The organism is Corynebacterium sp. NML120713 (genome assembly GCF_001875735.1).
GTDB lineage: Bacteria > Actinomycetota > Actinomycetes > Mycobacteriales > Mycobacteriaceae > Corynebacterium > Corynebacterium pseudogenitalium.
In genome coordinates this window covers 179,491-205,549 of the sequence record NZ_MLCR01000010.1, presented here as the reverse complement: position 1 = coordinate 205,549, position 26,059 = coordinate 179,491, and the positions used below count along the sequence as shown (strand labels likewise).

Here is a 26,059-nt window from a genome sequence, read left to right as displayed (position 1 = left end):
CTAACTTTCTGTTGTTGGAGTTGTTGAGGTTGAAGTCTGTGTGAGCAGGCGTCGGGCGCTGAAGCCGAAGATCAGCAGGCCGAGGAGCAGAATCCACACGAGTGTAGTGCTGCCGGTATCGGGCAACAACCAGCCAATGGTCGACGGCACCCGCAGCGCCCCGTACGTGGATTCGGCGCTGACCGCCCCGAGGGTGCCCGTGGCTGCCTGCAGCGTCGCGGTGCCGCGGTGGCGGAACGTTCCCTCCGCGGGGATGTCCACCGTGACGGTGCAGGTTGCGGACTGGCCCGGCGCCAGCGCCGCCCGCACCGCAGAACATGCGGCGGCGGGGATGGTGCCCTGCTCGCCGATGGTGTGCGGGCCGTCGGGCGTGCGCACGGTCATGCCTGCCAAGGCTGGGTCGCGCAGCACCATGTTGCTCAGGTCGAACTGGCCGGTGTTGGTCAGCTCGTAGGTGACGTCCATGGTGGTGGCGTGATCCGGCAACAGGGCGGTATCCACCACGTTGGTGACGCCAGACAGCGGGGTGCCTGCAATGCGCTTGTTCAGCGCCACGCTGGCGTACTTGTTCAGTGCGGTCGCCGTCCAGGCCTCGCCCGCGCGGGCGGTGTCGGTGGCCTCGGGGGCGAGCACCTTAAACGCCACGGTCGGTGTGCCGGTTTCAGGCTGGTAGCCCTCCCCCAGCTTGGCGCCCTGGGAGGTCAGCGCGAACGTGTACGTACCAGCCGTCTGCTCTTCCTCCACGGTGCAGTCGCTGCCCACGGGCACGTTCCGCAGCACGTGGGTCTGCCCGGCGCGCAGGGTAAACGGATCGCGGGTGCCGTCGCCGCAATTGGCACGGAAGGTGTAGGTGCCTTCTGCGTCGGGGGCGCCGGCAGCCTGCTTGGTGAATGCCACGTCCACGGTTGCCCGCGGGTGGTGCGCCTGCACACCGACGACCACCGCCGGGTCAGCCGCGGTGGTATCCGGAGCGTCGACGGGGACGTCCACTGCGTATTCGTACTGCTTGGCCCCCACGTCCTGCGGGGCGACGCCGTCCACGGTGGTATCCGGGCCGTCGTAGGTGCCGTTGTGCCAGGCGGCGAAGCCGAGGTACGGGCGGCGATCACCCGCGGACACTTCGAGCTCGCCACGCGCGCTGAGTGCCGCCGCGGCATCCATGGTCAGCGTGCACGAGGTCCCCGCCGGCACCTCCACGGTGCGCAGGCCGGTCACCGGCACGGCGTCCGCGCCGGGCAGCGGGCGCTCGGGAACTTCGGCCACGCTGAACTGGACTGGACGGATGGCCAGGGTGGCGTCGCCGTCTTTGCACACGAGCGTGCCCGTGTAGCCTGCGGGGTCCGCGCCGTGGAGGTACCCGGTTTGGCGCATCGCTACCTGCAGGTTGGTGGTGCGTCGGCTGATCTTGTTCACCAGGTGCAGCTCTGCGCCCTGGGTGGTGACGTCGGCCTCCACGCTGGGTTGGGCCGCGACCACGGTGAGCTGGGCGGGCACGTTGTCTACCGCAATTTCGCGCAGGCGACAGTGCGCACCGACCGGCACCGCGGACTCCGCGCCGCCTGTGGAGATGTAGCGCAGCCCGCCGTCGACCGCCGTGAAGTCACCGGGCTGCAGCTGGAGCGGCAGTCCTTCCACACTGGTCAACTCGGTGCCGAGCGCCCGGCACTGCAGCGCGAATCGCATCGTGTTCGCCTCGCCGAGCAGTCGCATGTCCGCGGAATTGCCTTCGATGTCTTTGCGCAGCTTCAGCGGCGCGGTCTGGTACACGTAGCGGCTCGTAGCACGCACCACGTTGGCCGCAGCGTCTTCTTCGACCACGAACGCAGGAGCAACCGCCGCCTCATTCCCCTGCTCGAGTGGCTTGCCCGTCGCCAGTGTCGAGTCCGGGCGGCTCACCGTCCAGTCCACCGCGTCCGGCAGCATTGTTGCCCGCAGCGAATCCTCCGGGGTGTCCGCCTGGAGGTCCAGCGGCGCATACCCGCCGAGCTCGACCGTGCAGGCCGCGCCAACCGGCACGCCTGCCACGCTGACGGCGCCTTCGCCGTCGACGATGGCGCTGCGGCGGAGCAATTCGGCGTCCCCGTCGCGGCACACCATCGTCACCGGGTGGGCGGGCAGCACCGCGCCGAGCGTCTTCCCCGTGGCCTCATAGTCCTGGCGCGCCGTCCCCGGCAGCACCACGCCGGTGCGCACGGTTGCGTCGGTGACCCGGCGGGAGAACGTGTTGATGAACTCCACCGAGTTACCAGCCCGCAAGACTGTAAACGTGTTGCCCGGTGTGCCGTCCACGGCGGTCGTGGCCGCCATGTGGATGCCCGGCTCCGGGGTCAGCGGGTTCTCCGCGACGGTGCAGCTACTGCCCACCACCAGGTCGCCCTGGGTTACGGCCACGCCATTGCGCACTGACGCCTGCAGCGACGCCCCCGGCGTCCCATCCGGCAGCACACAGCGCAGCGACGCCGGATACTCCCGACCAAGCCACGCCTCCTGCTTCGCAGGCGCGATCAGGCCCTTGGTCGCCGGGTCGAACCGCACGCGCTTGACCCCGGTGAGGGTGGCGCGCTGGTAGGCGAACTCGTCCTCCATGGCCAGCGTCGCGCGCTCCCCGACCGTAAAGGCAACTCCCGGCGCCAGCTCCGTGGACTGCTCGCCACCCGGCGCGTAATGGCCCACCGTAGTGTGAGTGATTGGGTAGTCCGCGCCCTTGCTGTTGGTACGCTGCGTGTCCACCGGGCTGCGCCGCGCAAGGGTGCACTGGGTACCTGCGGGGATTTCGGCGGCACTGAAGGTGCGCTGGGCGCCGTCGGCAAGCTGGAAGGTCTCTTGAAATGCACCGCAGCTCAACTGATAATCGACGCCCACCTTCGGGTACAGTGCCTGCTCCCCGGTGTAGCGCTGCGTGATGGTCAGCCCGTTGCCGGCAGGGGTAAACGTGTTGTTCACGGTGGCCGTATTGGTCTGGCCGGTGATGGTCAGCGCCACGTTATCCACGTCAGTGTCCCAGTTCACACCACCGGGCAGCTGAGGGCGATCCTCGGTGAAGGTACAGGTGTTGCCGTAGGGCACGCGCATGGTGGCGCCGGGGCCGTCGTCGACACGCGGATCCCCCACTTTCAGCGTGACGGGCGCACCCGGAGCGACCGTCGCGGTGCCCTCCAGCTTGATTGCCTCGACCGTGCCATTGCTCACGACGTTGCGGGAACCACACGCGAAGTTGAACGTGTAATTCGCGGGCAAGCTGCGCACCCCGTTGGCAGTCACGACCTTGGAAAGCTGTGCAGTGCCGTACTTGTAGTCGTAAGTACGGGTGATGGTGAATGCGTCCGCCTGCCCATCGCCGACCGTCAACGTCTGCGGTGCGACGGTCGTGCTCTGCAGCTCGAACGTGCGCACCGGGCCCTCGCCGGGAGCCGCGGTGGGCTCCTGCGAGCTCAACGTACACGTAGATCCGACCGGCATCTTCGGGATGACGGCGTGGCCATCAGTCAGCGTCACAGTGCCGGTGCGCTTCGTCGCGTCCGGGGCCGTGCACGCATAGTTCGCGCTGAAGCCCTGGCCCGTCACGGACGGCAACGCACCCGCCGGGCCCGCAAGCACCTGGTGCACCTGCACATCGGCGGTGCGGTAGTCGTAGGTGCTGCGGATTTCCACCGGCTCGGCGGCCGCAGGCCCGGTCGCAGGCAGGCGGAGCGCCAGCCCGTCCTGCTGCTGGGCGGCACCGGTGGCGTCCCTGCTGGTCAGGCTGATGTACTTCTGCTGCTCCGCTGTCAGCCCTTCGACGGGGCGCAACACGCAATCCTGCCCGCGTGGCACACCATCCACGGTCACCGGGGCGCCCCCGCGGACCGTGATCTGCCGCGCAGGCGCATTGGTGGCCGGGCAGCTGAGCTCAAACGTGAATTCCTGATTCTGCAGCACGGGCGTCGCCGCCGGGCCCTGCACCACATGACGCAACTGCAGCGTCGCAGTCCGCGCCGAGTACTGGTTCTCCGCCTCAACAGCCGCAGGTGCGGTATTCGGCTGCAGCGTCAACGTATGCTGCGCGCTGCCCTGGTTCGGGGTGCCGTGGGTGGCGCCATTCCACCGCAGATCCAGGTCCGCGCCCGACACCGCCGCAGGCGCGGTTTCCTTGAGGGTGCACGTCGCGCCGGCTGGCAGGCCGTCGACAAGCTGGCGAGAACCCGGCTGCACCTCGCGGGACCCGCTGAGCTTCACATCCGGGTACGCGGCCTGGAACCCCTCCGGGGCCGTGCACGCGTAGTCGATGGTGAACTTCTTGCCGGCAAGCTCCGCGTAATTGCTCGCCGTGCCGGTGACCCGCTTGTTCAGCTCCAACGATGCCGGGGCGAAGCGAGACTTCCAGTGCACGTTACAGTTGATTTCCCGGTTTTCCTTGTTCGCGAATTGCACCTCGGAGACGCCCTCCGCGCGGTTTTCCCGGAACCAAATGCCACTGCGCTCCGCATCCGCGCGGCTCAGCGGCGCACCGTTGTGCGTCAAACGCACCGGGGCCTGGTCAGTGTTGGCTCCTGGCTCGTACACGAAGGTGTCCGTGGCGCCGTCAGCGGAAATCGCGCTACACGTCCACTCCGGGGAGTAACGACGAAAGGCCAGATCCTTCCCAGCCATCGTCGACTGCAGCCCGACAGTATCCTCCGGCACACCGTCCGCGTTCAGACGACGCAGCACCGGAGTAGTGCTCGACCCACCGACTGGCTCAATCCAGTTACGCTGTTGCCCATCCTGGGTGAAAATCCTCGTCACCGGCTGCTCCGCCTGGCCGGTGAACGCCTGCTGCGCCGCCGTGTCCGCCGTGCCCAGCTCCTTGCCTTCCTGAGTGGAGATGCGGTTAAGCGCGATCGCCATCGCGAACGCCTGGTTGCCGCGCGGGTCCGGGAAGCGTGCCGTACCGCCCGAGTTCGACGCGATGCCAATCTCAAACGCCGTCGGCGAATCCAACCCAACAAGGAACGTGCCGTAGGTACCGCCGGAGTCATTATCACAGATGAAGTCACGTTTCTTGCCGCCCATGTCGGCCCACTGCCACTGATTCCTCTCGACGCCCGCCCCGAACGTCTTCCGGCACGCCTCACGACTGCCGTTCGGCGTCAGCCTAATCGGCGGATTGACCGTGCCCGTGCCGCCCGAGTTGGAGACATCCACGCTGATCATTTCGCCGCCGAGCACACTGCCCGTCGACTCGGCATCCGCAACCATCATCCGAAACGACGGCAGCGGCTGCCCGCGGTACGTGAACTTCACGTTGCGGAACGAAAGGCGCACGAAGCGGTTCTTCTCCGTCTGGAAAATGTCATTCGCGGTAGCCCCCGTCTCCGCAACGAAGAACGATTGCCCCGCAATCTGGTTCCCGAACGCAGCCCGGCTCCACGGCGGCTGCTGCCCCGCCGACAAGCTGCCCTTATTCGACCCCGTCCCCGTATCCGAGGCCTCCACCGTCACCGTGTACGTCAGCGTGTAATCCCCGAAACGCTTCGTCACATTGTGCGTCCCCGGCTTCGCAATATCCGACGCATCAATCCAACATATCTGGTTCGCCCACTTCTTGGCGTCCCCGTCCGCCTTACGAAACGAGCAGTCCCCAATATTGACGCGGCCGTTAGCGTCGGCGGCGCTCGCTGAGCTTTGACCGCCGAGGCCTCCGAGCACGGCAACCAGCGCGAGCAGCATGGACACAACTACTGCCGCTGCGGCTCGTCGCAGCCGAGGCGGTTCGCCAAATGCTGGCCAACCCGCTGTTGTCATGAAACCGCCCTTTTTGCTGTGCTCCAGCTTCTATGGATGCTTCTATTGGTGTAAAACACCGCAATCGTACCGTGCTCGAGGAGAGAACAGCAATACTTACAGAGCCTTAAGAATCCCCAGGTAAATGGGGGTGGGGGTTTGCTTTTTGGGTGGGCGCACTGTGGGGCCCTCCGCATTACCTTGCTGAGCTTTCTTCCCCTTTTCCTGAAGGACCCCATTGGGGCTTCTTCTTGGGAATAAACATACTGCCCAACAGGCTTAAGAAACCGAGAATCCCCATACCCGTTGCAAATGGAGTTCGGTCAAGCAGCTCAAGAATTACCGCCACAGCCAAAAACAAAACCGCTAGGCAGACAAACATCCACTGTCCTCTTCTCACCGCTCTCCCCTCTTCACGGATTGATTCGGCTAGAGCGTAGTTGACTGCGGCGTTGGACCTTGTCGCTTCATTCGCCGCAATGGCAGAGTCCTCTGCCATTGCGACAATTCTGTTTGCTAAACCAGCTTCGACCTCTTCGTAAGCTTGAAGTTCACTAGGATGAGGCAAAGGAGCAACTCGCATCACGCTCATGAGATCGTGCGTGACCCTGTTACTAACCTGATCTAGCACCTCGGCTTCTAAAACATCATCTTGTTCTGAGAGTCGATCGCCTGCCGCAGTGCCTGCCCCGTTTGCTTCCACGCTTTCTCCAGGTTTTCCGCTGGATCGTGGATACGTGCTTCCCGAATTATCCGACCGTCGCTGGAGCGAGCTATCACCCTGCCACGGGTCATGTTGCGCATCGTTCGAGTGCTCATTCGCCATCCCACCTCCATCTCCTGGTAAAGAACGTTTATTGTCCCATAGCCATTACACTATGACAATTATGCCATCGACATCCCTTTCTGGCAGGTAAGTACAGGCGACATCAGACTCCAACGTCCACGCACCAAATTCCTCGATTTATCCCCATCAAACCCGACGTTTCACCAGCTCACAACACTCGAGGTCCATATGGAATGTGGTCTTAGACCGGCATCCTCCCGCAGGTTTGAGGCGCCTCAACGATTAACTCTCTAACCGCCTGTCCGTCCGTTTCAGCCATTAATCCCACAGTTTCTCCGCGTAGAAGCCGCCGTCTGCAGCACTTTGCTAGCAGCGTGGCTTTGCACGACAGACGGGCTACCCATGCTAGAGTGTCCGACTAGCGTTGCACCTTCATCGAAAGCCGAGTCTCAGGCTTAAGGGTCTAAAGGGGCATTACTCCCATCTGCAATTCTGTTCACAAAATCCCGACTCCGCTCGTGATGACTATCCCACCCCAAATACCTATCCCCAAGAAGTCGGCTCCGAGGACCTATCAGGGGCTGAAGAGACATCATGCGTGTAGCCCCCAGCAAAAGCAGCAACGGAAAAGCGGGAAAGTCCCACCCTTCCGTTGCTGCCTCCCAGATAGGCCTACTCCCTAGTCCCCGATCTGATCACGACCACGCTTCACGATCAGCGGATCCGGCGTCCCCACCACATCATGATCCTTGTTGGTGTATTCGAACTTGCTCAGGATGTAGCGCATCGCATTGAGGCGGGCACGCTTCTTGTCGTTCGACTTGATGGTGATCCACGGCGACTCGTCGGTGTCCGTGTAGCGGAACTGCTCTTCCTTCGCGTTGGTGTAGTCGTCCCACTTGTCCAGGGACGCGAGGTCCATCGGCGAGAGCTTCCACTGGCGAACCGGGTCCACCTGGCGGATGGCGAAGCGGGTGCGCTGCTCCTTCTGTGTCACGGAGAACCAGAACTTGGTCAGCGAGATGCCGGAGCCCAGGATCATGTTCTCGAGCATCGGCACTTCGCGGAGGAACTCGGCGTGCTGGGATTCGGTGCAGAAGCCCATGACGCGCTCGACGCCGGAGCGGTTGTACCAGGAGCGGTCGAAGAACACGATTTCGCCGGCTGCCGGGAAGTGTTGGATGTAGCGCTGGAAGTACCAGGAGGTGGATTCGCGTGGGCTGGGCTTTTCCAGGGCGACGGTGCGCGCACCACGCGGGTTGAGGTGCTCGTTGAAGCGCTTGATGGTGCCGCCCTTACCTGCTGCGTCGCGGCCTTCGAAGATGATAATGTGGCGCTGACCTGTGTCTTTGGTCCAGTTCTGCCACTTCAGCAGCTCGATTTGGAGGGCACGCTTTTGCTCTTCGTATTCGTGCCTGCTGAGGCGTTCTTCGTAGGGGTAGTTTTCCCGCCAGGTTTCGATTGGCGTCCCGTCCGGCATGAGCAGCGCCGGGTCATCTTCATCGGTGTCGTCGACGATCCAGCCTTCTACGGCGGCGAGGTCGATCATTGGGAGTTCGTCATCCTTGTGGTCAGCCATGTATTTAGCTTAACCCCATTGCCCCCGGATCGGCGCTGTTTGTTGGTTTTTATTTATCGACGCCACCCCCGTTTTCCCACGCTTTCCCCAACGAGAAAACCCCGCCACGCTTGTGGCGGGGTTTGTATCAGGGGGTCTTAGGAAATCAGACCGATCAGCTTCGCGATAGCGTCTGCACCTTCACCGAGCTGCTTCAGGATGGTGAGCAGCGCGCCAGCTACGTGTGCGTCAGACGAGAGGAACGCCCAGTTCTCGAGTGCCTGCATGAGTTTACTCCTTTGAGTTTAAAATCAGTGGGATGTTGAGAGTTAAGCCGTGATTATTTCGGCAGGGCAGTTGCTTTGTCGCCCAGCTTGCCGAAGTTGATAAACAGGTCCGGAATGAGGCGGAACAACTTGACGATATTGCTGGAGAAGGTGCTGAAGTCCTTCAACGCGTCGGTGATGACTGCGAGATCCATACTTACCCCTTACAGGTCTTGACATTGTGGGCGGGTGCCCGTGTGTCTACATTTCTTAAGGTTGCACACCGTGATGGTGTGTCTTAGCCGTTAATTTTGCACGTATTTTTAACTCATGTCAAGGCTTCGTGAATGATTCACCTCACATTAGGGGCACCCGGCGCGTGTACCTTACATACATGACGTGACAGCAAACGTTCAGGCGAGTTTCCCCAGCGCATCACCACAAAATATAAAATACTACTTAAGCTGCTGAAATGCGTTCATACAGGTGACCGCAAACTATTCTTCCACCGTTTCTTTGAACTTCCTGTGTAAAAGCGACATTCGAACCATTGTTGCACGGCCCCCTATTTCTGATAGTTCGCTGAGCACGGATCGTTACGGCTTTCGCTTCCACCCCACCGCCACGACGATCTCTCACCCCAGCTAAAAAGCGTTCGGCATTAGCGAACGTTCGGCAATACCGAACACCCCAAGCCATGTTGACTGGCATGCACGCTTTAGCCCAGATTTTTCGCCCGGCCGCAGATGTTAATCACTGTCGTCGATACAACCGTTCCTCGTGTTGGTTCGGTCTCGACAAACCTTTTCAATCGTGTAAAATCCGATACATAGTTTCCCCGTTCTCCTCGGAGGCGGGTTTTCTTTTTGCCTAGTTTCGCATGTGGAACTCTATCACGCTGTTATTAGTGGGTCACGTCTATGGCTCATGGCGGCAAAAGAGGATATGTTGGAGTGACGACGGGCCGGTTACCGGAGCGTTGTCGCCTGGAGGCGCCTAGGCTCCAGAGCTTTTTAAGACCTCAGAGAATCCGTTTTTAGAGCTAATGCCTAAGGATGACGTCTTTTCGTGAGATTGATGTCTCCTCACGCCTCAGTCCGAAGGCCAGCCAAAGCCCTGTCACGCAAACGTACCCCCGTTGCAACTACATAGATTTCTAAATAGTTTTTTGGGCACGGTTACTGAAGCGTCGCAGCACGGCAACACTGGAACCGTTTCGCCTGCCGAGGAACACACGCAGGTTGCCTGGTCGTATCACGGAAAACTCGTCTCCGAAGTCGTTGACGCTTGCGAGGTAGAACGATTTTCCGCGACCGAGAAACGCTTCAGGACGCAACGCTGGCGCTGGTTCGCGTCGCCAGAGACAAGGCAACCGCACGGGCCTCGACGAAGTCATCGAGCATTTAGGGTTTTCCCGGTCCGAGCTAGAGGCCGAACTTCACAGCAACAAAGCATAGCTATACAGCGCAAGTCACCCCGCGCATAAGCCCGCCTCATTGACGACGCCATCTACGACCTAGAAACCTCCAGCGCGGAGATACACAAATTGGGGTCACCTGTTAAACAAAGTGGTTGAGATCCTAAGGCCTTCATCCGCGAGTCCGCGATCGACAAACACCGCGAAGAAATGACCACACCCGAAGTCTGCGACTGGGTAGCACACTTTACCGGCCGGCACCCAGCAGCAACATCGTTAAGGAACTGGATTACTGACAGACGCAACGGCTACATCCGAGCTGCCCGGAGGGTGTTATCGGCAAAAACAGCGCGACGTTTCGTGGGGTACCCGCCATCCCCGCGGTGGCTACTTCCTCACTACGTTGTTGTTCGAAAATGCTACGCGCGCTTCTTCAGAAAATACGATTTCCAAAACCTATTTTTCGAACGATCCTCAGGGTAGCGACGTGCCATGAATTCATCTGTGCGGTGACGTGAAGTTTCGGCAGCTTCCAAAAGGGCAGCAACAATTTCAGGGTCGACTGACGAAATGTGCGCTTTGTCTTTACGTCGCTGCGGATAGCGTGTCGTCATTTGAGTTTCTCCTTCCCCTCATCTTCGTCATCGTAGTGCAAAATGAGCACCGGCAGGAGCATCGCAAAAATACAAATGAATCCAACGGAATATGGGATTATCCCAAGTGAACGAAGAGTTGTGTTTGTTCCACTCCTATTTCGTTCCGGTTCGGCAAAAGCGAGACCCCCACCTGGCGTAAGGTTTCCTGGACTACTCGACTCCTTGCGCAGTTGAGCCTCAAGAGCATTGGCGTAATCTTCAGCTGCCTGTGCGATTTCCTTTTCTTCTTCGGCGATTTTGCGCGAAGTCAAAACGCTCCTAATGAGACTCGGTGACTGCAATCGCATGAGGGCGTTGTTGGTAAGAGAGTTGTCAATTGCCCATTGCAGCTGTTTGTAGTACTCGGTGCGATCATCTGACTCTTTTTTCTGCTCAATAGTCTTGAACCCAGATATCAACGCTATAGCTGCAACTATTGGGGTCAAGCTAGGAAAAACATATTTGCATACCCTTGACAAATAAAACGGCCATGATAGGTCTGAACACCAAATATAGTATCCAGCAATTACACCGATTAATAGGAGAAATCCACAAACTAGGAGCTTGACCTTAAGCCGCTGAGAAGGCAACCGCTCTTCAGTACTTTTGGACAAAAATTTCCTATGTTGATTGAGATCGCCCATGTGCCACCCCCAGTATTAGCACTAGCACTATTACTTATTACTCCAAATAAGCAACACGTCAGGCGTAGTCGACGTGTGTTCCCCTTTGTACATTTTCCGTTTTGCGAGCACCCAGACACCACTACTTGCAGCTGGCCGAGGCAAAGCATTCGGTTCGTCCAAGACGTGGGAGTCGGCTCCCAAAACAGCGTAGTTGGTATCTGCAGTTTTTGGCTCTAGTTGTGCACAACCCGCCCGAGTGAGGGGAACACCACGTTACTAAATGCGTAGTCCTAACAGCTGGTCGGCGAAAACCTGCCTCAGCCCCCATCACGCCATGTACCGCTCAATCCCCTTCACCGACAGCAGAAGATGCAGCGGCTGCCCCGGCATCTCCTGAAAACCAGCGTGCTGCATGTAGAACTGCTTCGCCCGCTCGTCCAGCGCGTGCACAACTACCGCCGCGGCACCGACTTCAACGGCAACGGTAAAACAGCGCTCCAGCGCATCGCGCAGCAGCGCCTTGCCAACGCCTTTCCCCTGAGCATTCTGGTCAACCGCAAGCCGTGCAAGGATGATCACCGGAATAGGATCCGGCCGCCCCTTCGCAAAACGCTCCGGCGCCACCTTAGCGACGATACCCCCGGTACACACCGCATAGTAGCCAACGACCCGCTCATTCCACGTTGATACATACACCGCACAGTTGTTGGCACGCTGGTTTTGCATCGCGTAGCGGTGAAACCACGTATCAAGCGACGCCTCCCCGCACCGAAACTCAGCCCGATTATCCGACTTCTCCAACCGACGTGGCGGGTGAAGAATCCCATCAGCTTCCAAAGCTGAACTCCTTGCCAAAAGGAGTTTCCTCCGCAAAAAGCGTACCTAGCCGTGAAAAGTCGGCAGGCTGAGCAAGCAACTCCTCCACACGAGAAAAATCGTCCATCCCCAACACGAAGAGCCGCTGATCAGCAAGCACTCTGGCAGCGCGCTCAACAGCGCTCTCCAGTACAAACTGCGACACCGAGGAATTCGTCACCTCAGCCGCACGCCGCAGACACTCCTCCTGTACTGACGATGTACGCAGATTCAGCCGTCTATCTTTCACAGCCATTTCAACCTCCCAAAATATTTGTACTCACAATGTACACACCTCAGAGATCGTGGGCAAGGATTCAGAACTTGGGAGTACCCATCGCCGCGGGTGCAGGTCCGGCTAATTGACGACGCCACCAACGCTCCTGCGCTGTGAAACTAGTGGAAGCCTGTTCAGACTCCCCCGATGTCCCCCTTAAAAACAAGCACCCCCGAGGGACCTAGACGCAACTAAAAGCAATCCTTTTTAGAGCCGGTAGCCTCGAGACTAACGCTTTTCTACGAGACTAGATAGAAAGGCTCCACCCGTCGTTTTGCCCTTGTCCGCTCAACGAGCTGCCACAAGCCCAAAGTCAAATCCGATTCACGCGTGACCAAATCTGCTTTCTAGTCAGACGGTTCACTTTCAAACCTGGAGCGAAGACATCACGCTGCAGCGTCACTTGTCGGCAATTGGTCGATTGCGCTCCAAAGGCCCGAAGGGGCTTGGCCCCGATCACTGTTGATCAGCACCAAGCCCCTCCAGCTTGTCCGTAAAGACACGTCGTCAGATCGCGCCCTCGGCTAAGCTGCGACCCGTCGTCGTCCTACCAACGCACCAGCGGCGATGAGCACCCCGCCGAGCAGAATTGGTAGCTGAACACCCATGCCACCAGTCTTTGGCAGGTTGCCCTGTCGGACATTGGCGAGCGTCAAAACCATGTTAGTTTTGTTCTTGTCAACCGAGGCGCTGACGATAGGTAGTGTGGGTTGCCCACGAAGCCAGGCACCGTCGGATCCTTGGAACTCAGGAACAAGCCCTTGCTGTGTTGATACGAAACGCAGCGTCACCGGTTGGGTAAGGAGCGAATACTGCGCACCATTGGCTGCCTTGGGTGCCTTGGTTTCTGTCAGCACATAGGTGCGCCCTGGCTCCAGCACCTTTTCGGTTACGTACGTACCAGCGGATTCCTTCTTTTCTGTCAACGGAACCGACTGAGGTATCCCGTCCTGCTCTACCCAGGAGAGTGTGAAGCCAGCGCCTGTCAGGCTCACGGCGTTGTCTGAGGCATCGACCTTGGTCAGCGTGAGGCCGTACTTATTCGATTGCGTATTGTCCACGGTGCAGTGAACCTTCGCGTAAGGCGCTGCCACAATGTCGAACCCAGTCTCGCCATTATTGACAACCTCGGCGCCGTATTTCTTGCCATCAACCTCCTGGGTACAAACAGCGTTTTTCATATCGCGTTGGTAGATCCGGTATCCGCTTTTCTGGTCGAGGGACTCAGTAACCGTTAGGCCCGTCTGCCCCATGGCACCCGTCTCAGCGTTGGTCGGCGCGAGACGCCACTTCACAGTGCCCTTCTTTACGGACAGTTCAAGGTCGGCATTGTTAAACTTCGTGCCTTCTTTAACGGTGACCTTGGTATCCGTTTTCTTCAATGCGCCGTCACCGGCGTCGAGCACTGGCTGGTCCGAATTGGCTACAAATGTCCACCCGGGGGCACCATCGCCACCTTCCACGACCTTGCCCGCCGAATCAACGAGGCGCTTCTTCACAATCAATTCACCCTCGCACAGTTCCTTAATCTTCTTAGCGCGGTCCCCAAGTTGCTGGCTCAGAGCGTAATAGTTCTCGATCCTTGCCGGAGCATCGTCACTGGATATATCCTTAGCCAACTGATCAACTGTGCGAATGCCATAGGTCCACTTTTCCTGGTCCTTTGTAATTTCTGACGTGCCACCTCGGGCATTCACCGAGTGCACTTCGATGAGCTCAATGTTTTTATAAATCGCTCGCTCAAAGTTGACCATGATGTTTTCGCGCTTCGTGTTGTAGAGAGGTGTTCGATTATTGGCCGCAGATCGCGAGGTACGCTTCCAAACAATCTTGTTCTCAAGCCCCTGGGTCGTCTCTCCAACGTTCCACGGCAAAACATCCTTGAGCACATAGTCTTGGTTGAAGACGTAGTTCGGCCCCTCGATTCCATTCGGCTTCCTGTCTGCACCGAGGGTCAATGTCACCATGATCGGCACGATGCGAGTTCCCTCAAGTTTCAACTGGTTGGCAGATTCAACGGCGCGTTTCACAGACGTTGCCTGCAGGAATGCACCGGTGTTTTCCATATTTGGGTTTTGCCAACCACTGTTATCCCAGGTAGGGACACCATCGGTGATGAAGTACACCAGGTCGTAGTGTTTGCCGTGCAGCTGAGCCAAACCATCTTCCCAGTTGGTTGCGTCACCGGGCGTGTTGTTGATGGTCCACTCGTTGATGGCTGCTTTCGCAGATTCCACTCCGCGGTCTGTCATCATCGAAACCGCATCACCTGTCGTTCCGGCACGTGTTCCGCGAGTACGTGCGAAGTTGTAGATTCCTACACGCGTAGACGTTCCTGCCAGCGCATCAACCATAGCGGTCGCTGCCTTGCGACTTTGTGCAAAGCCGATCTCGCCATTGTTCTTGTTGGGGTCCAAATCTGCGTATTTCAGCGATCGAGAAAGGTCCGCGACGATAGCGATTTTAAGGCCACATTTCTTCGGTACCTCCGGGTTCGGCACCCGCTGGGGCAACCAGTCACCAGAGTCTGGCAGCGTCTCGCGCTCCGGGTTGTTCTCTTTCGGCTTTACCGTGCCCTCAATGGTCGTGACCGCGTTGATTTCGGAGGGTTGGTCGCTGAAGGAAGCGGTGCTCGTAATTTGAGCGCCTTTTGGGATGAACACTCCCTCTTCGACTCGTTTACCGTCCTTGACGGGGTAAATCTCCATCTTTACAAAGCCAGAGTTGCTCTCAATTACTTTCCGCTCGAAGGTAACGCCTTCCTCCAGCAAGTCGATGTGAAAGCTGTAGTACTCCTTCGCGAGGAAACTGTTTGGTGCTTTCACCTCAATGACGGCACGCTTGAACGTTGAATCGGCCTCAACAATAGAGGTTGTTCGGTACGGGCTGTTGCCGGTAGTTTCCGACTTACTCAGGGGAATGGCGTTCTCTTTATCCTCAGGCTTCATCACGAAGGAAACCTTTTCAGGAGCATCGATCGGTTGTCCCCACGCTTGCACTGCGTATTCTCCATTCGGCGGCCCAACCAGGGACATGGTAATGACATCTCCGGGTTTGACCTCCAGATCTTTCACCTCTGGAACAAGTCGGAACTCCGTGTCGTAAGACTTCCCGAGAGCATTTTTATTCCAAAACCGCTGATTGAGCTTGTCGGGATTATCGCCAACTCCAACTGTGGTGAATCCATACTGCAACTGTGCAATACTTACCCCATCGCGCTGGATACGGATTGACACAGGGCCTTCGATGTTTTTAGTGTTCGAGTCGTTGCGCGTTTTCTTCACTGCAAAACGGGTCATACGGTAGATCTTTTCCGTGCCCCCGATCTTGAACGTCAGCTGCGGATTGTTGTTGACCCACTCCGTATTCAGGCCACTCACGTTTAGCTCTGCGTCTGGATAGCCGGGGATTGTCGCCGCACGGTTCTGCCCCACCGACGCATCCGCAACGCCCGCCGCCGGACGCCCCTTCCCATAACCAGAATTGGCGAGCTGCGCCTCGGACGGCACCGCGTCACTCTCGGCGATCGCGTACTCACCGGCATCGGTAGCGCGGACCTCGATCTCGACGACCTGTGGCGGGATGGTGTGCAGGGCGTTCAGGTTGAACGCCACGAACGAGCCGTCCTTAGCGTTGACGAAGCCGTAGTCGTAAGGCTCGAGTTTGCGGCCGTCAGCGGTCACGGACAGGACTGCCTTGATCTCACCCTTGCCCTCACGCTTGAGTGCGAAGATGTTTTCCTTCGACGCCTTGCCGCCGAACTCCCATGCCTCGCCTGCGGGGTCGTTGATCGTGATGCGATCGACGTCGCCCTTGCGCTCGACGGTCACGGGGTTCGCGGTAGCCGGGGCCTCTGCTGGTTTCGAAGCAGATGCAGAGGCCGAATTAGAGGCCGACGCTGCGGCAGGCGCCGAAGGCGTGGCGGATGAAGACGGTGTGCCGTCGTCCATCCACGAGTAGGTGGGCAGGCCGGCGTCGTCGGTGGTGATGTCGGAGACCGCCGTGGTCTCCTCCGCCTGCACAGACGGGTACGCGCCCAGGCCGGCGGCCAACGCTACCGAGGCTACTACGGCCGCAAGTCCACGGGCACGGTGCCGAGCAGGAGATCCTGCAGGTTTGATAAAGTTTCGCATCTTTCTTTCCCTACTTCCGCTTTACCGTGTCTCGTTCTTGCTTCGCCGCGCCAGGAACAACCCCAGCACAATTAACAGTCCGCCAAGTCCTGCGGCCCACAGCACGTTCGCACCTGTGGACGCCAGCGACCCGCGCTCTTTCTCGGGGACGGCGCGGGGGTGGGTCACCGTCGTGACCACTCCGTTCGGCTTCGTTGTGACGATTGTCGACGGCACCGTGGTCGTCACCGTAGTGGGGGTACCACCAGGTGGGGTCGTGGTGTACGTGGTCGAGATGGTGGTGCTCACTCGAGGAGGCGTCGACGTCGTCGTCTTCGTCGTGGTCACCGTGGTGCCGGGTTTTGTTGGCGTGGTTGATGGTGGCTCCGAGGGCTCCCACGGTGGTGGGGTGCCGTAGCTCTTGTCCCACTTCATCACGAGGACGTTCTCGTACTCGTAGCGGATGCCGCGCTCGTCAGGAAGTGGGAGGATGAGCAGTTTCGGGCTGCTCAGGTGGTACTCGTACTTCGTGTCCGGGGCGGACTCCTCCACCAGGTACAGGCCCGGAGTGAGGTTGTCGAAGAGAACTTCGCCGCGCTGGTTCGTCGCCTTCGTTTCGATGACGTCGAGGCCGCGCGTGCGGGCGTCGTCAAGCGTGGTTTTCTTTGCCACATTGCTGCCCTGCTGCGTCGTGATGTCGATGCCCCGCACCTTCGACAGGGTGAACTTCGCCCCGGCGATGGCTGGAGGCTTCTGGCCGGCCGGGACCTGGTCGTACGGGTTGGTGCCCTGCTTCTTCAGCAGCAACTGGATCGGCTTACTCTTGTCGATGCTCGCCGGGTTCAGGTTGGCGTCATTACCGCTGATTGGGCGCACGTCGGCCACCGCAGGCGTCAACGCACCCGCGACGAGCATCGTGGCTGCACCACACGCTGCCAATAGTTGGGACAAGCGCATTAGGACAGAACCTCCTCGTTCACAGCGCCGGAACGGTCGCTCTTCTTCTTTTCGCGGTACACCCACCAGATCAGCGCCAGCAGGATCAGCAGGGACACCCCGCCGAGTGCCCACATCCACCACTGCAGGGTGGAGGTGGAGTCGTCGAGGATGCTGGCCTCGTCGGGGTCCATGGGTACTCGCTCCGCGTGGACGAGCAACCGGTGCGTATTGATGCCGTACGGCGTACAGGTGATCAGCGTCAGCAGGTCGCGCTCCGGGTCGGCGCGCAGACTGTCGGTCTCATCCGGCAGCACAACCTCGATGTCGTACACCTTGTACTTCATGCGCTCGCCAAACGTGGATACATAGATGGCGTCGCCGACTTTGATGTCGGAAAGGTTGTCGAACAGGGTGGCAGTAGGAATCCCAGTGTGTCCCGTAATCACGGAGTGCGTGCCCACACCACCGACCGGAAGTGCCGTGCCAAACATGTGGCCAAGACCCTTTTGCAGCGTATCCTCCGCAGTACCGTGGTAGACCGGCAAGCGGGTATTCGTACTTGGGATCACAATCTGGGACATCGCAGGAAACCCTGCGAGTTGCCGCAAGTACTCCTGATACGACGCATTATCTTTTGAAACTCGAGCCAACCATGGATCAAGGATTGGACCGTCTTTGTGGTCCTGGTTGTACGCTCTGGCGGCTTCAATCTCAGTATTCAATTGCGGCTCTGGCTGGTCATGCAGCAGAGCTTCGTAATCCTTTGCCACCTGTTCCTGCATTCGGTTGTTCCACTGCGTAGCAACTACCGGATACATCAAAACAGCCAGCCCAAGAAGGATGATGATAGCTGGAACACCGACGCGCTGAAACAGCGATTTCGCTCCAGGCTGCCGCCTGTGCTTCGCCTTCGTTGGTGCAGTCACAGAAATCAACGTCTTTCTTGTTGGGAAATATTTTGGCAAACTGGGCGGAGTTTTACGCCCTCCGCCGACGGCGTGATGTGGCGCTAAGAAAGCGCGACATCAGGGCCATGGAACCTAGGCGGCCTGGGAGTTACGGCGAGCGACGTATGCGCCGCCACCGATGATTCCAAGACCAGCCAGGATCAGGATGGCAATACCCATACCACCGGTGTTTGGCAGGAACGGCGTAGTGTCCTCCAAGTTGACGACCTCACCATCGTTGTCGCCCACCTTGATGTTCTGGAGGGTGCCAGCGTTCTTCCAAAGCAGGGTGAACTCGATTGGCTGGGACAAAAGCTCGAAGCCCTTCGGGGACTTCGTCTCAACGAGGCAGTACTTGGTCCACTGGTTCTTGGTGTTCGGATCGTTGTTTGCACCGTCGTTGACGTGCAGACCATCAATCTTCACCATGCCGTCCTGGCCAGAAACGAACGTGCTCTTACCTTCAGTGGTCTGAAGCGCCTTATCGTTAGTGACCGCTGCCTTGCAGTCCTGGCCATCCGTGGCACCGTAGACCTGGAACTCAGCACCCTCCAGCGGCTTACGCTCCTTGCTCACCTTCTTAAATTGGATGCCAGCGTAACGAGTCTCGACATCGTTCGTCGGCTTTTTCTTTTCCTCTTGAACATTGTTCGGGTTGTTCTCGATCTGCACAGCGGTGTTCTTCAGGATGCCATTAGCAGGCATCTCGTTGACCTTCGCAGTGATCTTGACGGAGATCTGCTGGCCGTTCTTAATCTTTGCTACGCCAGCTTCAGTGAAGGTAACAACAACTTTCTGACCTTCAACCTTGATCTTGTAGTCGGATGGCTCGAAGTCGTTGCCGAGAACTTGGACGTCCTTCTCCGTGGTTGAAGCCTTCGGATCGAGAGTATCTTCAATCCGGTAGATGGTGCGCTTTTGACGATCAGTATCGATCGTCTGCGCCCAGGTATCGATCGTGTACTCAACCTGCTGGCTTACATTCTTGCCAGAGTCAACGACAGACTTTTTCGGTTCCTTCTGCTTGTAGTTCTTCGGGTAAGCAACGACGTCGTACATCCACTCCGTGCCACCAGCCTGAGCGTTGGCCTTCGTCATCGGCACGAACACGAGGAAGTCAGCTGCCGGGGAGTAACCCGCTACAGGAGAAGTTTCCTTAACGAGATAGACGCCAACCTTGAGGTCTGACCAGACAATCTTGCCGTCTTTATCTGTCTTCACCTCTGCGAACGGGGTTCCAAGCTTCGCGCTACCCGCGGTCAGCTTTGATGCGGCCACCAAACCTGCATTTGTCGTCAGGTCAGCATTAGTGACAGGGTACAGGGTGAACCCAGCATCCTTAAGGTTTTCTCCCTTGACCGTGGTGTCTTCCTCGCCCGTAGGTGTACCAAGGCTTTCTGGGTCAGCCTTCTTGTAGAGGGTGATGGAACCCTTCTTGGCGACATCGATCGTCGACTTCGCGACAGCTGGGCCGTTCTCCTGCGCCATCGCGTCCTGCGCAGCGATGCCAGCAGAGCCGGCGAAGGTCAGGCCTGCTGCGATTGCGATCGCGGCGGTTTTCTTGAGGGCAATTATCATTTGGTTTCCTTCCAAAAGAGGTCTCTTGGGGCCCTCAGCGCACTTCAAGAAGTTAGGTTTCTTGCGCACGCGCCAGTGGCCCAACTTTGGGAACGCATTGAATTTAAGCACCCCCCCCCCCGCTTTGTCCAAGTCATTTAGTACGAAATCTCAAGGTTTCTCAGCCGACATATTGACCCATTTATGCAGCGCAAACCGGTTTTATTCGTTGACCATTACATATGTAGCCGGCTGTCAGTTAACGCTAGACATTCTGACCGTCAGGATTCTCCAAAACTCTTAGAGATTCCTCATACTTTCTGACCACTTATGGGGGAGTTTTCAGCGCTGCCGACGCAAGGCCCTTTGCCGCCACAATCATTCCGGTCGACCTCCTCCGGTCGACCAACGCTGATCAGCGCGAAATCAGCAAAATCGCGTGAAACAGCCCAAATTGCCGTGACCTGGGTTGGTCGACGGGAAGAGGTCGACGGGAACGAAATCGAGGTGGAAACAGCGCGAAACCTATGCCGAGCCACACGCAATTCTGTTCACAAAATCTCGAACAAACCGAAGAGCCATACCCCAACCCGAAGCCCGACCAACCACAACGCCACAACACGCAAAAATCCCGGGCCACCCCACCGCGAAAGCGGGGCGCCCGGGAGAAAGCCAGTCAGAAACTAGCGGTTTACATCATGCCTGCCATGGCGTCTGGGTCCATGCCTGCACCGGCGGCGCCGGCTGGCTCAGGCTTGTCGGCAACGACGGCCTCGGTGGTCAGGAACAGGGCCGCGATGGAGGCTGCGTTCTGCAGTGCGGAGCGCGTCACCTTTGCCGGGTCGTTGATGCCGGCTTCCATCATGTCCACGTACTCGCCGTTGGAGGCGTTCAGGCCCTGGCCGTCAGGCAGGTTGGCCACCTTGTCGGCAACCACGCCTGGCTCCAGGCCCGCGTTGAGGGCGATCTGCTTCAGCGGTGCGGAGAGCGCCTCGCGGACGATCTTCACACCGGTTGCTTCGTCGCCTTCGAACCCGAGGTCGTCGACAAGCTCGCGGGCGGCCTGCAGGAGTGCGACGCCACCGCCGGCGACGATGCCTTCCTCAACTGCTGCCTTCGCGTTGCGGACGGCGTCCTCGATGCGCAGCTTCTGCTCCTTGAGCTCAACCTCGGTGGCTGCGCCAACCTTGATCACTGCGACGCCGCCGGCCAGCTTGGCCAGGCGCTCCTGCAGCTTCTCGCGGTCGTAGTCGGAGTCGGAGTGCTCGATTTCGGCGCGGATCTGCTTGACACGGCCGTCGATCTGGGCCTGGTCGCCGGCGCCCTGGACGATGGTGGTCTCGTCCTTGGTGACGACGACCTTGCGTGCCTGGCCGAGCAGCTCAGGGGTGGCGGTCTCCAGGGAGAGGCCGACCTCCTCGGAGATGACCTGGCCTCCGGTGAGGATGGCGAGGTCCTGCAGCATTGCCTTGCGGCGGTCGCCGAAGCCCGGGGCCTTGACGGCGACGGACTTGAAGGTGCCGCGGATCTTGTTCACAACGAGGGTGGAGAGGGCCTCGCCCTCGACGTCCTCGGCGATGATCAGCAGTGGCTTGCCGGACTGCATGACCTGCTCCAGCAGCGGAACGAGGTCCTTCACGTTGGAGATCTTGGAGGAGACCAGCAGGATGTATGGGTCTTCCAGGACGGCTTCGCCGCGCTCCATGTCGGTGGCGAAGTATGCGGAGATGAAGCCCTTGTCGAAGCGCATGCCCTCGGTGACTTCGAGGTCAACGCCGAAGGTGTTGGACTCCTCGACCGTGATCACGGACTCCTTGTTCACAGCACCGTTGCCGACGGCGTACATCGCCTCAGCGATCTTCTTGCCGATCTCCGGGTCGGAGGCCGAAATGCCAGCGGTGGAAGCGATCTCCTCTTGGGTCTCTACTTCCTTCGCGTTATCCAGCAGGTACTTGGAGACCTTCTCGGTGGCTGCCTGGATGCCGCGCTTAATGCCCATCGGGTTGGAGCCAGCTGCCACGTTGCGCAGGCCCTCGCGGACAAGCGCCTGTGCCAGGACGGTTGCGGTGGTGGTGCCGTCGCCGGCGACGTCGTCAGTCTTCTTGGCTACTTCCTTGACCAGCTCGGCGCCGATCTTCTCGTATGGGTCCTCGAGGTCAATCTCGCGGGCGATGGTGACGCCGTCGTTGGTAATGGTTGGTGCGCCCCAGGACTTCTCCAGGACGACGTTGCGTCCCTTTGGCCCAAGGGTGACCTTGACGGCGTCGGCTAGTGTGTTCAGGCCGTTTTCTAGGCTGCGGCGTGCTTCCTCGTCGAATGCGATCATCTTAGCCATGTAAGTTTTCTCCTTGTATTCGTCGTAAAGTGCAGGCGCCCGCGACGGCACGGTTAGCGCGCGGCCAACCTCACCCGCGTTAGCACTCAATTGCCCCGAGTGCTAAGACACAGTTTTAGCACTCTCGCCCGCCGAGTGCAAGGAACCATCTTCGGCAACCGAGGTGACCTTGGAGCGCGTCTTCGAGTACACGAACCACACCAGCACAACGAACAGGGCCGTACTGAACCACGGCGTCCAGGACTGCTCCGTGAACACCTCCAGCGGGCTCTCCCCCGCCGCGCCAGCGATGAGCGCCGCGTTGAGCACGCCGAACAGGGACTCGCCCACGATCATGCCCGTGGCCACCAGGGTGCCCATCCGGCGCGCGAAGTCCGGGTGGCGCTGCACCTGCGCCCAACGGTTATAGATGTATCCGATCAGCCCGCCGATCGGCACGATGACCGTCACCGCCACCGGCAGGTACATGCCCATGCCCACAGCCAGCGGCGGCAAGCTGTACTTGCCCGTGGTGCGGGTGAGGGTCTCGTCGATAATGATGAGCGCAACGCCGATGCCCGCGCCCAGCAGGATCAAGCCCCAGTCCAGCGAGCTGTTGAAAATGCCGTTCGCCACCGAGGACATCAGCGCCGCCTGCGGTGCCGCGAGCGCGTCCGGGCCTGCGCCCTCCATGCCCTGGAAGCCGAAACCGGTGAGCATCACCTGCAAGATCGGCGGGATGACCACCGAGCCGAACAGCACACCAATAATCAGCGCCACCTGCTGCTTCCACGGCGTCGCCCCCACCAGCTGGCCCGTCTTGAGGTCCTGCAGGTTATCGTTCGAAATCGTGGCGATGCCAAACACGATCGCCGCCGTAAACAGCGTGTACGCCACCAGCGAGCTCGCATTCGCGTCCGTGCCCGCCATAAACGCACCGATCAGCAGCGCGCACGAGAGCACCGCAATAATGCCAATCGAGGAAATCGGGGAGTTCGACGCCCCAATCAACCCCGCCATATATCCACACACCGACGCCACAATCAGGCCAATAACCAGGATGAACAGTACCGAAATCATGGTGAGCGACAGCGCGTGCTCATGAATGTCGGTGCCGCGCACGAAGTTCCACAGCAGCAGGCCAATCGGCAACATCGACGCCACAATCACACCCGCCACGATCGGGAACGGGATGTCACGCTCCGTCACGTCGACGGCCACGCCCTCGTGCCTCTTTTTCGACGCCGCCAACGACGAAGCAATACCCGTCGCAATCGGCTTCGCGATCTTGATCAGCGTCCACAGCGCCGCCACCGCCATCGTGCCCACGCCGATAAAGCGGATCTCGTCCGCGAACGTCGTGGAGACAACCTCGGCAAGCTCCAGGCCGTCGCCCATATGGGCCGCCGACTTCATCGGCAGCAGGACTGCAAAGGAAATCACGACGCCGACCAGCATCGCAATACCCACCGGCAAGCCCACCAAGTGGCCCACGCCCAGCAGCGCCAAGGACAAGGAGCCACCCATCATCGTGCCGCCCCCACCAACACGGAAGAACCCGGCAACCTCGCTGGCCGCCGCCTTCATGGCCGTCAATAAGGAATAGAACGCCGACGCAACCGCACCAAGAATAATGACGCGCAGGCCCTCAGAGTTCTCCGCGTGGTCGCGTTCCGAACCGCCATTGTCACCGTCGCCAACGCGCAGCACCTCCGCCGCCGCGACACCCTCCGGGTACGGCAAATCAGAACCAGTCACCAGCGCGCGACGCAACGGAATCGAATACATCACGCCCAACGTGCCACCCAGGGCACAGACCAGGGCGGTCGTCCAGAAGGGGAAACCCTGCCAGTAGCCGACCATCACCAAGCCCGGAAGGACGAAAATAATCGCCGAAAGCGTACCCGCCGCCGACGCAATCGTCTGCACAATGTTGTTCTCACGCACATTGTGCCCAGCAAACTTCCGCAGCACCGCCATAGAAATCACCGCCGCCGGAATGGACGTGGCAAAAGTCAACCCGACTTTCAACCCCAAATACACATTCGCAGCAGTAAACACCAAGGTGATCAAGCCACCAATGATGATCCCGCGCAGCGTCAACTCACGCATCGTCGAGGCCATTGCAAGACCTTTCAATATATAGGCATAAAAACGAACGGAAAGGATTGTACTCCTCCGGTTGGTGGTACTTTCGACCACATGACACAAACAGCTTTTACCCCAAACCGCGACCGAATTTTCGACGACCTCTCCGCCCTCGTAGGCTTCAACTCCCCACACTCCACGCCTGAGCTCGCCGACCAACACGAAGCCGCCTGCGCCTGGACAGTTTCCGCGCTCGAGGCCCTCGGACTGGACGTGACCCGCCACGCGACCGTCGATAATGCCGACACCATCATCGCCACCAAAGCCCCAGTCGGCGACGCCCCCACCGTCCTCCTCTACTCCCACTACGACGTCGTGCCTGCCAACAACCCCGACGCCTGGATCAGCGACCCCTTCACCCTTACCGAGCGCGACGGCCGCTGGTACGGGCGCGGCGCCGCCGACTGCAAAGGCAACCTCGCCATGCACCTCGAAGCACTGCGCCTCATCCAGGCCAACGGCGGCACCGACCTCGGCATCAAAGTCGTCGTCGAAGGCTCCGAGGAGCTCGGCGGCGACGACGGCCTCGGCAAACTTATCGACGCCCACCCCGACCTCTTCCGCGCCGACGCCATCATGATCGCCGACTCGGGCAACGCCGCCGTCGGCGTCCCAACGCTCACCACTTCCCTGCGCGGCGGCGCCCAGATCAACGTGACCGTCGAGACGCTGCAGGGCGCCATCCACTCCGGCTCCTTCGGCGGCGCAGCCCCCGACGCCGCCCACGCCCTGGTCCGCATCACCGACTCCCTCTTCGACGAAACCGGCCGCACCAGCATCGACGGCGTCGACTGCACCGCCACCTGGAACGGCCAGCCCTACCCCGCCGACACCTTCCGCACCGACGCCGGCGTCCTCGACGGCGTCGCCCTCAACGGCACCCCCGACGACAACCCCGCCGACATGGTCTGGGCCCGCCCCGCCCTCACCATGATCGGGTTCACCTCCACCCCCGTCGCCGACGCCGTCAACGCTGTCAACCACCACGCCGAAGCCCAGTACAACCTGCGCGTCCCCGCCGGTACCGACGCGGCCGCCATCGCCAACGCGGTCAAGGAGCACATCCACGCCCACACCCCCAACGGCGCCCACGTCACCGTGGACATCTCCGGTGTCAATGAACCATTCGCCACCGACCCCAACCACCCAGCCATCGCCCTGTTCGGCGACTGCCTCCAAACCGCCTACGACGGCGCCGACCTCGCCCTCATCGGCTCCGGCGGCTCTATCCCGCTGACCATCACGCTGCAGAACCACTTCCCCGACGCCGCCATCGCCCTCTACGGCGTCGAGGAACCGCAGTGTGGCATCCACGGCGTCGACGAATCCGTCGACCCCACCGAAATCGAACGCATCGCCGTCGCCGAAGCGCTCTTCCTGCAGCAGTACGGGAAGTAGCCAGTTTCGGCCAGGTTTCGGCTGCGTTTCGGCTTGTTTTTGCTGGCTGTGGCGCTGCCGAAACCCAAACTGTAGTAACAGGATGGTAGTAATCCCCATTTCGCACAACTTTTTTCGAGGATTACTACAATCCACCTACTACACTTTGCAGATTTGGCTGGTTCAAATGGGGCGGAGAGCGCGTCGAAAAGCTGGTGAATCTAAAGCTCCGACGGGTCGATGCCAAACTCAGCCAGGACATCCTGGAGGCTGATGCGCTTGCCACTGTCGGTCAGCATTCGCGTGAGCGCGAGTGCCAGGTCCAGGACGTCCTGCCGCTCAGCCTCAAGCCGCTCAAACTCACCCGCCGACATGATGACGGCCACCGGCCCGCCACCGTCAATGATCACCTTGCGCTCATACAGGCCCAAACCAAACACATGGTGTGAGGCGTTTGCCGCAAGATCCGCGAGATCCACGTTGGAAGCAATCAATTCGGTAC

The 26,059-nt window shown here is 59.7% G+C and carries 17 protein-coding genes; 1 reads left to right on the top strand and 16 read right to left on the bottom strand.

All coding sequences use genetic code 11. From position 1 onward, the window contains the following. The 15 genes from BJP06_RS12075 to BJP06_RS05340 form a co-directional block, all read right to left on the bottom strand. Positions 1 to 5,763: a CshA/CshB family fibrillar adhesin-related protein gene (locus tag BJP06_RS12075; protein ID WP_177224264.1), complete on the bottom strand. Its 5,763-nt coding sequence runs from the start codon at positions 5,761 to 5,763 to the stop codon at positions 1 to 3. Positions 5,764 to 5,938: 175 nt separating this feature from the next. Next, positions 5,939 to 6,445, bottom strand: a complete 507-nt coding sequence (locus BJP06_RS11720; RefSeq protein WP_177224263.1) for a DUF2335 domain-containing protein — start codon at positions 6,443 to 6,445, stop codon at positions 5,939 to 5,941. 763 nt (positions 6,446 to 7,208) lie between these two features. Beyond that, positions 7,209 to 8,108, bottom strand: a complete 900-nt coding sequence (gene ppk2, locus BJP06_RS05390) for a polyphosphate kinase 2 (protein WP_070478171.1) — start codon at positions 8,106 to 8,108, stop codon at positions 7,209 to 7,211. 137 nt (positions 8,109 to 8,245) lie between these two features. Further along, on the bottom strand, positions 8,246 to 8,374 hold the full coding sequence (locus BJP06_RS12295; RefSeq protein WP_255365795.1) for a hypothetical protein: 129 nt from the start codon (positions 8,372 to 8,374) through the stop codon (positions 8,246 to 8,248). Positions 8,375 to 8,427: 53 nt separating this feature from the next. Continuing rightward, a complete protein-coding gene (locus BJP06_RS12070) occupies positions 8,428 to 8,568 on the bottom strand; it encodes a hypothetical protein (RefSeq protein ID WP_168156160.1) in 141 nt (46 codons plus the stop codon). Positions 8,569 to 10,189: 1,621 nt separating this feature from the next. Then, positions 10,190 to 10,384: a hypothetical protein gene (locus tag BJP06_RS05385; protein ID WP_070361874.1), complete on the bottom strand. Its 195-nt coding sequence runs from the start codon at positions 10,382 to 10,384 to the stop codon at positions 10,190 to 10,192. Continuing rightward, entirely contained in the window at positions 10,381 to 11,049 is a 669-nt protein-coding gene (locus BJP06_RS05380; RefSeq protein ID WP_143000799.1) for a hypothetical protein, read from the bottom strand. Before BJP06_RS05380 ends, BJP06_RS05385 begins: the two co-directional genes overlap by 4 nt. Positions 11,050 to 11,358: 309 nt before the next feature. Continuing rightward, a complete protein-coding gene (locus BJP06_RS05375) occupies positions 11,359 to 11,868 on the bottom strand; it encodes a GNAT family N-acetyltransferase (protein WP_070361872.1) in 510 nt (169 codons plus the stop codon). After that, positions 11,858 to 12,142, bottom strand: a complete 285-nt coding sequence (locus tag BJP06_RS05370) for a DUF1778 domain-containing protein (protein WP_070361871.1) — start codon at positions 12,140 to 12,142, stop codon at positions 11,858 to 11,860. Before BJP06_RS05370 ends, BJP06_RS05375 begins: the two co-directional genes overlap by 11 nt. A gap of 545 nt (positions 12,143 to 12,687) precedes the next feature. After that, entirely contained in the window at positions 12,688 to 16,296 is a 3,609-nt protein-coding gene (locus BJP06_RS05365) for an LPXTG cell wall anchor domain-containing protein (protein ID WP_071573104.1), read from the bottom strand. Between the two features lie 21 nt (positions 16,297 to 16,317). Next, positions 16,318 to 17,232: a SpaA isopeptide-forming pilin-related protein gene (locus tag BJP06_RS05360; protein WP_071573103.1), complete on the bottom strand. Its 915-nt coding sequence runs from the start codon at positions 17,230 to 17,232 to the stop codon at positions 16,318 to 16,320. Continuing rightward, positions 17,232 to 18,140 carry a class C sortase gene (locus BJP06_RS05355; protein ID WP_071573175.1) on the bottom strand — a complete coding sequence of 303 codons (909 nt, stop codon included), beginning with the start codon at positions 18,138 to 18,140 and terminating at the stop codon, positions 17,232 to 17,234. The genes BJP06_RS05360 and BJP06_RS05355 overlap by 1 nt, the downstream gene beginning before the upstream one ends. Before the next feature lie 114 nt (positions 18,141 to 18,254). Continuing rightward, the gene (locus BJP06_RS05350) at positions 18,255 to 19,739 is read right to left on the bottom strand and encodes a SpaH/EbpB family LPXTG-anchored major pilin (RefSeq protein WP_071573102.1); all 1,485 of its coding nucleotides are present in this window, start codon (positions 19,737 to 19,739) and stop codon (positions 18,255 to 18,257) included. A 670-nt stretch (positions 19,740 to 20,409) separates the two neighbouring features. Next, complete coding sequence (groL, locus tag BJP06_RS05345; RefSeq protein WP_071573101.1) at positions 20,410 to 22,053, bottom strand: chaperonin GroEL; 1,644 nt, start codon at positions 22,051 to 22,053, stop codon at positions 20,410 to 20,412. A gap of 102 nt (positions 22,054 to 22,155) precedes the next feature. Then, a complete protein-coding gene (locus BJP06_RS05340; RefSeq protein ID WP_071573100.1) occupies positions 22,156 to 24,156 on the bottom strand; it encodes an OPT family oligopeptide transporter in 2,001 nt (666 codons plus the stop codon). Positions 24,157 to 24,234: 78 nt separating this feature from the next. Here BJP06_RS05340 and BJP06_RS05335 point away from each other — a divergent pair, with 78 nt between their 5' ends. After that, positions 24,235 to 25,578, top strand: a complete 1,344-nt coding sequence (locus BJP06_RS05335; protein WP_071573099.1) for a dipeptidase — start codon at positions 24,235 to 24,237, stop codon at positions 25,576 to 25,578. A gap of 200 nt (positions 25,579 to 25,778) precedes the next feature. On the opposite strand, the gene BJP06_RS05330 is transcribed toward BJP06_RS05335, so the two are convergent. Further along, positions 25,779 to 26,051, bottom strand: a complete 273-nt coding sequence (locus tag BJP06_RS05330) for a type II toxin-antitoxin system Phd/YefM family antitoxin (RefSeq protein WP_071573098.1) — start codon at positions 26,049 to 26,051, stop codon at positions 25,779 to 25,781. Between the last annotated feature and the right edge of the window lie 8 nt (positions 26,052 to 26,059).

Coding starts and splice junctions, on each gene's coding strand:
- BJP06_RS05385 (WP_070361874.1), bottom strand. CDS start 10,384: ATGACGACACGCTATCCGCAGCGACGTAAAGACAAAGCGCACATTTCG.
- BJP06_RS12070 (WP_168156160.1), bottom strand. CDS start 8,568: ATGGATCTCGCAGTCATCACCGACGCGTTGAAGGACTTCAGCACCTTC.
- BJP06_RS05370 (WP_070361871.1), bottom strand. CDS start 12,142: ATGGCTGTGAAAGATAGACGGCTGAATCTGCGTACATCGTCAGTACAG.
- BJP06_RS05380 (WP_143000799.1), bottom strand. CDS start 11,049: ATGGGCGATCTCAATCAACATAGGAAATTTTTGTCCAAAAGTACTGAA.
- groL (WP_071573101.1), bottom strand. CDS start 22,053: ATGGCTAAGATGATCGCATTCGACGAGGAAGCACGCCGCAGCCTAGAA.
- BJP06_RS05335 (WP_071573099.1), top strand. CDS start 24,235: ATGACACAAACAGCTTTTACCCCAAACCGCGACCGAATTTTCGACGAC.
- ppk2 (WP_070478171.1), bottom strand. CDS start 8,108: ATGGCTGACCACAAGGATGACGAACTCCCAATGATCGACCTCGCCGCC.
- BJP06_RS12075 (WP_177224264.1), bottom strand. CDS start 5,763: ATGACAACAGCGGGTTGGCCAGCATTTGGCGAACCGCCTCGGCTGCGA.
- BJP06_RS05365 (WP_071573104.1), bottom strand. CDS start 16,296: ATGCGAAACTTTATCAAACCTGCAGGATCTCCTGCTCGGCACCGTGCC.
- BJP06_RS12295 (WP_255365795.1), bottom strand. CDS start 8,374: ATGCAGGCACTCGAGAACTGGGCGTTCCTCTCGTCTGACGCACACGTA.
- BJP06_RS05340 (WP_071573100.1), bottom strand. CDS start 24,156: ATGGCCTCGACGATGCGTGAGTTGACGCTGCGCGGGATCATCATTGGT.
- BJP06_RS05360 (WP_071573103.1), bottom strand. CDS start 17,232: ATGCGCTTGTCCCAACTATTGGCAGCGTGTGGTGCAGCCACGATGCTC.
- BJP06_RS05350 (WP_071573102.1), bottom strand. CDS start 19,739: ATGATAATTGCCCTCAAGAAAACCGCCGCGATCGCAATCGCAGCAGGC.